The organism is Streptomyces sp. NPDC020801 (genome assembly GCF_044334385.1).
Lineage (GTDB): Bacteria > Actinomycetota > Actinomycetes > Streptomycetales > Streptomycetaceae > Streptomyces.
Genome location: NZ_JBIRST010000007.1, coordinates 126009 through 138211, shown reverse-complemented (window position 1 = coordinate 138211; position 12203 = coordinate 126009). Strand labels below are relative to the sequence as shown.

Here is a 12203-nt window from a genome sequence, read left to right as displayed (position 1 = left end):
GGCCCGGTCGATGGACTGGGCCCCTTCGATTTCGATTTGCCCGCGCAGCGGGCCGGAAGAAGACCCCGCACCTCGGCGGAGGACGGCAGCCCGTCCCTGTGGCCCCGGTCTCTCCGGCGCGCCGGAGAGACCGCGGTCGAGGATTGGGCCCTTCGTCACAGGGTGTCGACCTCGGCCGCCGTGGGGAAGGACTCCTGCGCGCCCGGCCGGGTGACGGCCACCGCGCCGACCCGGGCCGCGTAGGCCGCCGCCTGAGCCAGGGTCGCGCCCGCCCCGAGCCGCCAGGCCAGCGCAGCGGTGAACGCGTCGCCCGCACCGGTGGTGTCCACGGCGTCCACCTCCACCGACGGGACCCGGGCGACCCCCTCGGGGGAAGCCACCAGCGCGCCCTGCGCGCCCAGGGTGACGACCACTGAGCGCGGCCCGCGCGCGAGCAGCGCCCGAGCCCAGCCCTCCGGGCCGTCGCTGACCTCGAAGCCCTCTCCGGCCCCGGACCCTTCGCCGGCCCCGAACCCGGACCACGAACCCTCGCCCGACCCGGCCCCGGACCCTTCGCCGGACCCGGACCCGGACCCGGCCCCGGCCCCGGCCCCGGACCCGGACCCGGACCCGGACCCGGCCCCGGCCCCGGCCCCGGACCCGGACCCGGACCCGGACCCGGCCCCGGCCCCGGCCCCGGCCCCGGACCCGGAAATCTCCCCTGATCCGGACCGGGACTCGGACCCGGACCCGGACCCGGACCCGCCCAGGATCACCTTCGCCTCGTGCTCGTTCACGATCAGCGGGTCGCAGGCGTCCAGGAGCTCCTGCGGCAGCGGGCGCGGCGGCGAGGGGTTCAGTACGAAGCGGCCCGCGGGCGCCAGGTGCCGTACGGTCTCCACGACCGTCTCCAGCGGGATCTCCAGCTGCGCCGAGACCACCCGGGAGGCCCGGAGGAGACCCGCCGCCGCCCGGACGTCCCCGGGAGTCAGCCGGCCGTTGGCACCCGGCGAGACCACGATGCTGTTGTCCCCGGACGGGTCCACCGTGATCAGCGCCACCCCGGTCGGCGCGCCGCCGACCAGCACGCCCGCCGGGTCCACCCCGGCCGCCCGCTGCGAGTCGAGCAGCAGCCGGCCGTGCGCGTCGTCGCCGACCCGGGCCAGCAGGGCCGTACGGGCTCCGAGCCGGGCGGCCGCGACCGCCTGGTTGGCGCCCTTGCCGCCCGGGTGGACGGCCAGGTCGGAGCCGAGCACCGTCTCCCCGGCGCCAGGCCGCCGCTCGACGCCGATCACCAGGTCGGCGTTGGCCGAGCCCACGACCAGGAGGTCGTAGTCGTACATGCGAACCGTCTCCTCAGGTGCGTCACACGGGTGTTCCGGGGCGGCCTCTCGGGTCAGCCGCTGAACCCGGCCACGCTCTCCTCTTCGTTACCACCTTGTACGGCACCTTCACCGTCGGCTCCGCAGGGCGGCACTCGAGGCGGTCGACCAGGTTCCGTACCGTCGTCTGCTGTCTGCTGTCTGCTGTCTGCTGTCTGCTGTCTGCTGTCTGCTGTCTGCCGTCTGCCCGTCCGCGCGGACCACGGGGTTCCCGCGAGAGGCACAGCAGTGCGTGAAGGTGGCGGCTGTCCGCGGATGAAGTTGTCCACAGGCGCGCTGCGCTGTCGGACCCTGGCGGTAGCGTCGGATCATGTCCAATCAGGCGGGGGGTCCCCCTCAGGCGGGGGCCGGCGAGCGACGGCAGGCCGTGCTCGAAGGAGTCCTCGAGCGCATCACGTACGCCAACGAGGAGAACGGCTACACGGTCGCCCGGGTCGACACCGGCCGGGGCGGCGCCGATCTGCTGACGGTCGTCGGCGCGCTGCTCGGCGCCCAGGTCGGCGAGTCCCTGCGCATGGAGGGCCGCTGGGGCTCCCACCCGCAGTACGGCAAGCAGTTCGTCTGCGAGAACTTCACGACGGTCCTGCCGGCCACCGTCCAGGGCATCCGCCGTTATCTCGGCTCCGGCCTGGTCAAGGGCATCGGCCCGGTCTTCGCCGACCGCATCACCCAGCACTTCGGGCTGGACACCCTGAAGATCATCGAGGAGGAGCCCAAGCGGCTGATCGAGGTCCCCGGCCTTGGACCCAAGAGGACGAAGAAGATCGCCGACGCCTGGGAGGAGCAGAAGGCGATCAAGGAGGTCATGCTCTTCCTCCAGAGCGTCGAGGTCTCGACGTCGATCGCGGTGCGCATCTACAAGAAGTACGGTGACGCGTCGATCTCGGTGGTGAGGAACCAGCCCTACCGGCTGGCCGCCGACGTCTGGGGCATCGGCTTCCTGACCGCCGACCGGATCGCCCAGTCGGTCGGCATCCCGCACGACAGTCCGGAGCGCGTCAAGGCGGGCCTGCAGTACGCCCTGTCGCAGTCCACCGACCAGGGCCACTGTTTCCTCCCGGAGGAGCGGCTGATCGCGGACGCCGTCAAGCTCCTCCAGGTCGACACCGGGCTCGTCATCGAGTGCCTGGCCGAACTCGCGGAGCCGGCGCAGGACGGCGCGGACCCCGGTGTCGTCCGGGAGAAGGTGCCCGGTCCCGAGGGCGGGGACCCGGTCACCGCCGTCTATCTGGTCCCCTTCCACCGCGCCGAACTCTCCCTGACCGCCCAGCTGTTGCGGCTGCTGCGCACGGAGGCCGACCGGATGCCGGCGTTCCGGGACGTGGCCTGGGACAAGGCGCTCACCTGGCTCGAGGGGCGTACGGGGGCCGACCTTGCCCCCGAGCAGGAGGCGGCCGTGAAGCTGGCGCTCACCGAGAAGGTGGCCGTGCTGACCGGCGGCCCCGGCTGCGGCAAGTCCTTCACGGTGCGCTCGATCGTGGAGCTGGCCCGCGCCAAGAAGGCGAAGGTCGTGCTCGCCGCACCCACCGGCCGGGCCGCCAAGCGCCTTGCCGAGCTCACCGGTGCCGAGGCCTCCACCGTTCACCGCCTGCTGGAGCTCAAGCCCGGCGGTGACGCGGCCTACGACCGGGACCGTCCGCTGGACGCCGATCTGGTGGTCGTGGACGAGGCGTCCATGCTGGACCTGCTGCTGGCCAACAAGCTGGCCAAGGCGGTGCCTCCCGGCGCCCACCTGCTGTTCGTCGGGGACGTGGACCAGCTGCCCAGCGTCGGCGCCGGCGAGGTCCTCAGGGACATGCTGGCCGACGGCAGCCCCGTTCCCGCCGTGCGCCTCACCCGGGTGTTCCGCCAGGCCCAGCAGTCGGGCGTGGTGACCAACGCGCACCGGATCAACGCGGGGCAGCATCCCGTCACCGACGGCATGAAGGACTTCTTCCTCTTCGTCGAGGACGACACCGAGGAGGCGGGCCGGCTCACGGTGGACGTGGCGGCGCGGCGGATCCCGGCCCGGTTCGGGCTCGACCCTCGCCGGGACGTGCAGGTCCTCGCGCCCATGCACCGCGGCCCGACGGGCGCCGGCACGCTCAACGGCCTGCTCCAGCAGGCCGTCACCCCGGCCCGGCCCGATCTGCCGGAGAAGCGGTTCGGCGGCCGGGTCTTCCGTGTCGGCGACAAGGTGACCCAGATTCGCAACAATTACGAGAAGGGGAGGAACGGTGTCTTCAACGGCACCGTGGGCGTGGTCACCTCGCTCGACCCGGTCGACCAGCGCCTGACGGTGCTGACGGACGAGGACGAGGAGGTTCCGTACGAATTCGATGAACTGGACGAACTGGCACATGCGTACGCGGTGACCATTCACCGCTCCCAGGGGAGTGAGTATCCGGCCGTGGTGATCCCCGTCACCACCGGCGCCTGGATGATGCTCCAGCGGAATCTGCTGTACACGGCGGTGACCCGGGCCAAGAAGCTGGTCGTGCTCGTCGGCTCGCGCAAGGCGATCGGCCAGGCGGTGCGCACGGTGTCGGCGGGACGGCGCTGCACGGCGCTGGACTTCCGGCTGGGCGGCGGCTGAAAGCCACCGTCTGCGGGGCCGGAGGGCCGCCGCCGAGGGGTGAAAAGTCGCCCGCCAGGGGCCGGAACGCCGCTTTCTGACTCTGCGTCACAAAAAATGATCGATCAAACGAGTCGTAAAGGTCACACAGCACTTCCCGTGGCCGGATCGAGGGGGCAGGATGAGCAGGTTGGCGGCACTGAGTGCCGCCAATAGGCCCAATGGTCGACCCCGAGTGCACTCTCCTGAGCCAAATGGGGGATGGTAGAGACAGTCAGGGCACCTCGAAGATGAGGCACTACGTCGGTGAGGGAAGACGTGAGCGACAACTCTGTAGTACTGCGGTACGACGGCAGCGAGTACACCTACCCGGTGATCGACAGCACCGTCGGCGACAAGGGCTTCGACATCGGGAAGCTCCGCGCCCAGACCGGTCTGGTGACTCTGGACAGCGGCTACGGCAACACGGCCGCCTACAAATCCGCCGTCACCTATCTCGACGGTGAGCAGGGCATCCTCCGATACCGCGGCTACCCGATCGAGCAGCTGGCCGAGCGCTCCACCTTCCTGGAGGTGGCCTACCTGCTGATCAACGGTGAGCTGCCGACCATCGACGAGCTCACTTCTTTCAAGAACGAGATCACGCAGCACACGCTGCTGCACGAGGACGTCAAGAACTTCTACAAGGGCTTCCCGCGCGACGCCCACCCGATGGCGATGCTCTCCTCCGTCGTCTCGGCGCTGTCAACCTTCTATCAGGACAGCCACAACCCGTTCGACGAGAAGCAGCGCAACCTCTCCACCATCCGCCTGCTCGCCAAGCTCCCGACGATCGCGGCGTACGCGTACAAGAAGTCGATCGGTCATCCGTTCGTATACCCGCGCAACGACCTCAGCTACGTCGAGAACTTCCTGCGCATGACCTTCTCGGTCCCCGCGCAGGAGTTCGACCTGGACCCGGTGGTCGTCTCCGCGCTGGACAAGCTGCTGATTCTGCACGCCGACCACGAGCAGAACTGTTCGACGTCCACGGTCCGCCTGGTCGGCTCCTCGCAGGCCAACATGTTCGCCTCGATCTCGGCCGGCATCAGCGCCCTGTGGGGGCCGCTGCACGGTGGCGCCAACCAGTCGGTGCTGGAGATGCTGGAGGGCATCCGCGACTCCGGCAACGACGTCGACACCTTCATCCGCAAGGTGAAGAACAAGGAGGACGGCGTCCGCCTGATGGGCTTCGGCCACCGGGTCTACAAGAACTTCGACCCGCGCGCCAAGATCATCAAGGCCGCCGCGCACGACGTGCTCTCCGCGCTGGGCAAGGAGGACGAGCTCCTCGACATCGCCCTGAAGCTGGAGGAGCACGCCCTCTCCGACGGCTACTTCGTCGAGCGCAAGCTCTACCCGAACGTCGACTTCTACACCGGCCTGATCTACCGGGCCATGGGCTTCCCGACCGAGATGTTCACGGTCCTGTTCGCCCTCGGCCGACTGCCGGGCTGGATCGCCCAGTGGCACGAGATGATCAAGGAGCCGGGCTCCCGTATCGGCCGCCCGCGCCAGATCTACACGGGTGTCGTCGAGCGCGACTTCGTTCCGGTCGAGGAGCGCTGAGCCATCGAGGAGCGATGATTCCTCGTGACGTCACCGGGCCCCGTATCCGCGCAGACCGCGGTTGCGGGGCCTTGTGCCGGGCGGCGTCCCCTTGTGAGGACCTCCGGTTGTGAGGACCTCCGGATAAACGGAAGGCGCCCCAGCGCCAGTCCCCCCACGGGCCGACGACCAGGGCGCCTTCCCATGTCCCGGTGCGGATTCCCCCCACGGGATCCGGCCGGGCGCTTGTGAGGACCAGCGCCTGAATCGCTGTGAGCACGACGAACGCACCCGTCGTACTGCGGTGTCGCATGTACTGCTGTGCGATCTGCCGGGACAGCGCACGCGCGGGAGGGCCGCTCAAAGCTTCCCGGTGTGCGTGCCCCGGCAACGCATCTCTGAGGAAGTCCCCCAAGACATCCCCAGACGTCAGTCGGCGCCCCCCAAGACGCTTCCTGACATCGCCAAACTTAGACCTTCGAACCCCTTCGATGGTTACGTTCACATCACTGTGATCTGCGTCTCTTGCAAACGTCCCTTAGATGCGCAAGAGCCCTGGTACGGCGACTGGGACCCAAGCGTAAGGATGATGCGCGAGCCTTGTGAAGAGCTTATGTGAGGCGCGCGCAGGACTCTAGAGGGACTCTTACTTCAGTCCGGTTTGCTTTCGCTCAGCGGAACGTGCGCAGCCGAAGGCTGTTCGTCACCACGAACACCGAGGAGAACGCCATCGCCGCTCCCGCGATCATCGGGTTGAGCAGTCCGGCGGCGGCCAGCGGCAGCGCGGCCACGTTGTAGCCGAAGGCCCACACGAGGTTGCCCTTGATGGTGGCCAGCGTCCGCCGGGACAGCCGGATCGCGTCCGCGGCCACCCGCAGGTCTCCGCGCACCAGCGTCAGGTCGCCCGCCTCGATCGCGGCGTCCGTCCCCGTCCCCATCGCCAGGCCCAGGTCGGCGGTGGCGAGCGCGGCCGCGTCGTTGACGCCGTCGCCCACCATGGCCACGGTCCGTCCCTCGGCCTGCAGCCGCCGGACGGCGTCGACCTTGTCCTCCGGCAGCACCTCGGCGAGCACGTCCCCGGCGTCGATCCCGACCGTCCGCGCCACGGCCTCGGCGACCGCCCGGTTGTCGCCGGTCAGCAGCACCGGCCGCAGTCCCAGCGCCCGCAGCTGCCGTACCGCCTCGGCGCTGGTCTCCTTGACCGCGTCCGCCACGGCGACGACACCCCGTGCCACCCCGTCCCAGCCGACGACGACGGCCGTACGGCCGCCCTTCTCGGCCTCACGGCGGGCGCGGGCCACGTCCCCGGCCGGCCCCGCGGTGAGCTCGGTGAGCCGGCCCACGGCCACGTCATGACCCTCCACGCGCCCTCGTACGCCCCGTCCGGGGACGTTCTCGAAGTGCTCGACCGCGGGCAGGGGGCCCAGTCGCTCCTCGGCGCCGGCCGCGATCGCGCGGGCGACGGGATGCTCGGAGGCGTGCTCCAGGGCGCCCGCGAGCCGCAGCAGCTGCTTCTCGTCGGTGCCCTCGGCGGCGTAGACCTCCTGGAGCGTCATCCGGCCCGTGGTCACCGTTCCGGTCTTGTCCAGGACGACGGTGTCGACGCGGCGGGTGGACTCCAGGATCTCGGGGCCCTTGATGAGAATGCCGAGCTGGGCGCCCCGGCCCGTGCCGACCATCAGCGCGGTCGGAGTGGCCAGGCCCAGCGCGCAGGGGCAGGCGATGATCAGCACGGCGACGGCCGCGGTGAAGGAGGCGGTGACCTCGCCGGTGACGAACAGCCAGGTGAGCAGGGTGCCGAGCGAGATGAGAAGGACGACCGGTACGAAGACCGCCGAGATCCGGTCGGCCAGCCGCTGCACCTGGGCCTTGCCGTTCTGTGCGTCCTCGACGAGCTTGGCCATCCGCGCGAGCTGGGTGTCCGCGCCGACCCGGGTGGCCTCGACGACCAGCCGGCCGCCCGCGTTGACCGTGGCGCCCGTGACCGTGCCGCCGACGTTCACGTCCACCGGGACGGACTCGCCGGTCAGCATCGAGGCGTCCACCGCCGAGGCGCCCTCGACGACCCTGCCGTCGGTGGCGATCTTCTCCCCGGGCCGTACGACGAACCGGTCGCCGACGGCCAGCGAGGCCACGGGGATCCGGACCTCCCGCCCGTCCCGCAGCACGGAGACGTCCTTGGCGCCGAGCTCCAGCAGCGCCCGCAGCGCGGCGCCCGCGCGCCGCTTGGAACGGGCCTCCAGATACCGGCCGAGCAGGATGAACGCGACGACTCCGGAGGCGACCTCCAGATAGATCGTGGACGCCGCGTCCATCCGGGAGACGGTGAGACGGAACTCGTCGTGCATCCCGGGCGCGCCCGCGTCACCGAGGAACAGCGCCCACAGTGACCAGCCGAACGCGGCCAGGGTGCCGACCGAGACAAGCGTGTCCATGGTGGCGGCGCCGTGCCGGGCGCCCGTGAGGGCGGCGCGGTGGAAGGGCAGGCCGCCCCAGACGACAACGGGTGCGGCGAGGGTCAGCGCGAGCCACTGCCAGTTGTCGAACTGCAGGACCGGAAGCATGGAGAGCAGGACGACCGGGGCCGCGAGAAGCGCGGAAACGATCAGGCGCCGGCGCAGGGCGGTCAGCTCCGGGTCCGCGGCCGGGGTGGCCTCCGCGGCCCGCCGCGGCGCGGGCTCCGGTTGCGGGGGTGGCGGCTCCTCGGCCGTGTACCCGGTCTTCACCACGGTGGCGATCAGGTCGGCGACCTGTACCCCCTGGGGGTAGGCGACCCTCGCCTTCTCCGTCGCGAAGTTCACCGTCGCGGTGACGCCGTCCATGCGGTTGAGCTTCTTCTCCACGCGGGCCGCGCAGGAGGCGCAGGTCATTCCGCCGATGAGCAGCTCGACCTCGGACGGCCCGGTCTCCGGCCGCTCGCCGCCTATGGGGGCCGCTGCGCTGGTGGTGCTGGTCATGTCCGTACTCCAGTGAACGGACCGGGCCGTACAGCACCAGTATCAGCTGGCCGATACGGCCCGGTGTCGAGAGTTGCGTGGTGGGGCGTCCGGATCAGGCGCGGCCGACGAGCTCGAAGCCGGCCTCGTCCACGGCGGCACGCACCGCCTCGTCGTCGAGCGGGGCGGCGGAGAGCACGGTGACCTCGCCGGTCGAGGCGACGGCCTTCACGGAGTCGACGCCCGCGATCTCGGAGATCTCGGCGGAGACGGAACCCTCGCAGTGTCCGCAGCTCATCCCGCTCACCTTGTAGACGGTGGTGACGGTGGTGACGGTGTCCGGGGTGCCGGTCTGAGCGCTCATGGTCGTTCTCCTCGTCGAGGCGGTGGGGCGGGCGTGACCCACGGGGGGCCACCTCACCGAGAGTATACCCCTAGGGGGTATTTCTCAAAGAAGCCGCGGCCGGAGCGGCGGCGCGTTCGTCCACCAGTGGCGTCAGGTAGCGGACCAGCACGTCCTTCAGTTCCCGGACGTAGGCGTCGCGCTCGGCGCCCTCGTGGGCGAGCACCAGCTCCAGGCCCGCCTTGTACACGCACAGGCACACGTCGGCCGTGCGGGTGACGTCGGCCTGCGGGGGCTGGGGCATGAACGAGGAGAGCAGCACCTCGACGCGTGAGAGCAGGGTCGCATGCAGGGCGTCGTGCTCCTCGGCGATCCGGCCCGGGATGTCGGGGCCGTGCATCAGCGCGAAGAACACCGGGTGCCGGCAGTTGAAGTCGATGAACCGGTCGACGGCGGCCCCGACCGCCTCGGCGAGCGTGGTGCCCGGCTCGACCGGCGCGAGCGCCTCGCCGTACGTCTCGCGCATCTCGTGCACGAGCCGGTCGCCCAGCTCGATCGCGATGGCCTCCTTGTTCGGGAAGAACTGGTAGAGCGTGCCCGGCGACACCCCGGCCTCGCGGGCGATGGCGTTGGTGCTGGCTGCGGTGTAGCCGGAGGTGCAGAAGACGGAGGCGGCGGCTTCGAGCAGCTGGGCGATCCGGCGCTCACCCCGGGCCTGCCGGCGGCGCGGCCGGTCGGTGGCCACCGGGTCCTTCCCGGACTTCTCGGTCTTGTCGGGCACGAGTTATCCCCAGCTCTCCGCAGGCGATTGACAAACGCGAGCGGTCGCTCGCATTCTAGGGAAATGCGAGCGACGACTCGTGTTTGCCAGTTTAGGCAATGGCAGACCCATGCTGCCTGCTGTGTGCGCAAGGGCACGGGTCATGGTGAAGGGGACACCGCGGGATGACCGGAGTCAATGTGCCGACCGACGGCGGGGACGGCAGCGGGGACGCGAGCGGGGAAACAGCCGGGGGGAAGAACGGGGAGGCGGGCAAGAAGGCCGGCCGGGGGAGCGTCGGGAAGGCAGGCGGGCCGCAGGCGCGTCCCGGGCCCTCCGGCCCGGCGGGCCGGGCGGGCCGGGTCGGCGGCTGGACCCGCCTCGTGACCGCCCGGCCCCGGCTGTCCCTGCTCGCCGCCCTCGTGCTCACCGTGCTGGCCGTGCTGGCGGGCAGCGGAGTCGCCGACCGGCTCGGCAGCGGAGGCTGGGAGGACCCGGCCGCCGAGTCGACGTACGCGACGAAGGCGCTGGAGCGGGAGTTCCCCGCCTCCCAGCCCAATCTGCTGCTCCTGGTCGATGCGGGCCGCTCCTCGGTGGACGATCCGGGGGTCGCCGCCGAGGCCGAGCGGCTCACCGCGCGCCTGGCCGCGGAGAAGGGCGTCACAGGCGTCGGTTCCTACTGGCGGACAGGCGCACCGGCCCTGCGCGCCAGGGACGGCCACGAGGCGCTGATCGCCGCCCGCATCACGGGCGACGAGAAGGCGATGGGCAAGACCCTGGACCGCATCGCGCCCTCCTTCCGGGGGACGCGCGGACCGGTGAAGGTGAGGGTCGGCGGCCCGGTCGCCGTGCGGCACGAGATGCAGACGATCATCCGTGAGGACCTCACCCGGGCCGAGCTGATCGCCCTGCCGGTCACGCTGGTCCTGCTGGTCATGGTCTTCGGCAGCGCCATCGCCGCCCTGCTGCCGCTCGGCATCGGCATCGTCGCGATCCTCGGCACCAACGCGGTGCTGCGCGGCCTGACGGAGTTCACCGACGTCTCCGTCTTCGCGATGAACCTCACCACCGCCCTGGGGCTCGGCCTCGCCATCGACTACGCGCTGTTCATCGTGCGCCGCTTCCGCGAGGAACTGTCCGCGGACGCCGAGCCGCTGACCGCCGTCGGCACGACGCTGCGCACGGCCGGCCGCACGGTCCTCTTCTCCGCGCTCACGGTCGCCGTGTCACTGGCGGCGATGCTGCTCTTCCCGCAGTACTTCCTGCGGTCCTTCGCCTACGCGGGCATAGCCGTCGTCCTCCTGGCGGCGGCCGCGGCCCTCGTCCTGCTCCCGGCGGCCCTGGTGCTCCTCGGCCACCGGGTGAACTCCCTGGACCTGCGGCGCCTGTTCCGCCGCGGCCGGCAGCCCCGGCCCGCCGGCACGGAGGGCACGGCCTGGGCCCGCACGGCGACCCTCGTCATGCGCCGCGCACCGTTCTTCGCGCTGGCCACCACGGCCGTACTGGTCCTGCTCGGACTGCCCTTCACGGGCGTGAGGTTCGGCACGGCGGACGACCGCCAGCTGCCGTCCACGGCCGAGTCCCACGTGGTGCAGCAGCACATCCGCGAGGGCTTCCCGGGCAGCCCCGGCGGCGGCCTGGAGGTGCTGGGCGAGGGCCGCGCGACATTGGCGCAGTACGCCGTGTACAAGGAGCGGGTCGCCGCGCTGCCGCAGGTGCTGCGGGTCGACGGGCCGCTGGTGAAGGGCGACTCGGCATACTTCACGGTGCTGCCCAGGGGGGAGGCCGTGGACGACGCCGCCCAGCACCTGGTGGGTGAGCTCCGCTCGACCGACGCGCCCTTCTCCACCAAAGTGACCGGCACGGCGGCCGTGCTGGTCGACTCCAAGCACGCGATCGCCCGGCAGCTGCCCTGGGCGGCGGCGTTCATCGCGATCGTCACGCTGCTGCTGGTCTTCCTGCTCACCGGCAGCGTGGTGATACCGATCCAGGCGGTGGTGCTCAACGCGCTCAGCCTGACGGCCATGTTCGGCGCGGTGGTGTGGGTCTTCCAGGACGGCCATCTGTCCGGGCTGCTCGGCTTCACCAGCCCCGGCTCCATAGAGACGACCCTGCCGGTGCTGATGTTCTGTGTGGCCTTCGGCCTGTCCATGGACTACGGCGTGTTCCTGCTCTCCCTTATCAAGGAGGAGTACGACGCCACCGGCGACCACCGCGGCGCGGTGCGGCACGGGCTCCAGCGCACCGGCGGACTGATCACGGCGGCCGCGGTCATCCTCGCGGTGGTGATGGTCGCGATCGGCACCTCCCGGGTGACCAACACCAAGATGCTCGGTCTGGGCATCGCGCTGGCGGTGCTGATGGACGCGATGATCGTCCGCAGCCTCCTGGTCCCCGCCGTCATGCGCCTCACCGGCCGGGCCACCTGGTGGGCCCCGGCCCCACTGCGCCGCTTCCACGCCAGGTTCGGGCTGAGCGAGGGCGATCCGGCGGCAGCGGCGGCGGAGCGGTCCGGGGACTCCGGCCGGGCGGAGGACGCCGGGCAGGCCGAGGAGGCCCGGCGGACCGGAGGTGACCCCAGGCGGGACAGGGCCGCGAGCCGCAGCTAGCCGAAGCTAGGGCCTGCCCTCGTACTACCGTTCCGGCGGAAGCGGTGATCTCC

At 71.2% G+C, this 12203-nt stretch carries 7 protein-coding genes; 3 read left to right on the top strand and 4 right to left on the bottom strand.

The window, feature by feature from the left end:
• Positions 1-155 precede the first annotated feature (155 nt).
• Positions 156-1322, bottom strand: a complete 1167-nt coding sequence (locus tag ACH4UM_RS16685) for a ribokinase (RefSeq protein ID WP_398178974.1) — start codon at positions 1320-1322, stop codon at positions 156-158.
• Between the two features lie 349 nt (positions 1323-1671).
• Here ACH4UM_RS16685 and ACH4UM_RS16680 point away from each other — a divergent pair, with 349 nt between their 5' ends.
• Positions 1672-3936, top strand: a complete 2265-nt coding sequence (locus ACH4UM_RS16680) for an ATP-dependent RecD-like DNA helicase (protein ID WP_398178971.1) — start codon at positions 1672-1674, stop codon at positions 3934-3936.
• A 297-nt stretch (positions 3937-4233) separates the two neighbouring features.
• Positions 4234-5523 (top strand): citrate synthase, encoded by a 1290-nt coding sequence (locus ACH4UM_RS16675; RefSeq protein WP_398178968.1) that lies wholly within the window; start codon positions 4234-4236, stop codon positions 5521-5523.
• A gap of 650 nt (positions 5524-6173) precedes the next feature.
• Here the strand turns inward: ACH4UM_RS16675 and ACH4UM_RS16670 are convergent.
• From ACH4UM_RS16670 to ACH4UM_RS16660, 3 genes are all read right to left on the bottom strand, one after another.
• On the bottom strand, positions 6174-8459 hold the full coding sequence (locus tag ACH4UM_RS16670) for a heavy metal translocating P-type ATPase (protein ID WP_398178965.1): 2286 nt from the start codon (positions 8457-8459) through the stop codon (positions 6174-6176).
• 94 nt (positions 8460-8553) lie between these two features.
• The gene (locus tag ACH4UM_RS16665) at positions 8554-8802 is read right to left on the bottom strand and encodes a heavy-metal-associated domain-containing protein (protein WP_398178962.1); all 249 of its coding nucleotides are present in this window, start codon (positions 8800-8802) and stop codon (positions 8554-8556) included.
• Positions 8803-8872: 70 nt separating this feature from the next.
• The gene (locus tag ACH4UM_RS16660) at positions 8873-9562 is read right to left on the bottom strand and encodes a TetR family transcriptional regulator (RefSeq protein ID WP_398178960.1); all 690 of its coding nucleotides are present in this window, start codon (positions 9560-9562) and stop codon (positions 8873-8875) included.
• A 164-nt stretch (positions 9563-9726) separates the two neighbouring features.
• Here ACH4UM_RS16660 and ACH4UM_RS16655 point away from each other — a divergent pair, with 164 nt between their 5' ends.
• The gene (locus tag ACH4UM_RS16655) at positions 9727-12150 is read left to right on the top strand and encodes an MMPL family transporter (RefSeq protein WP_398178957.1); all 2424 of its coding nucleotides are present in this window, start codon (positions 9727-9729) and stop codon (positions 12148-12150) included.
• The last annotated feature ends 53 nt before the right edge of the window (positions 12151-12203 follow it).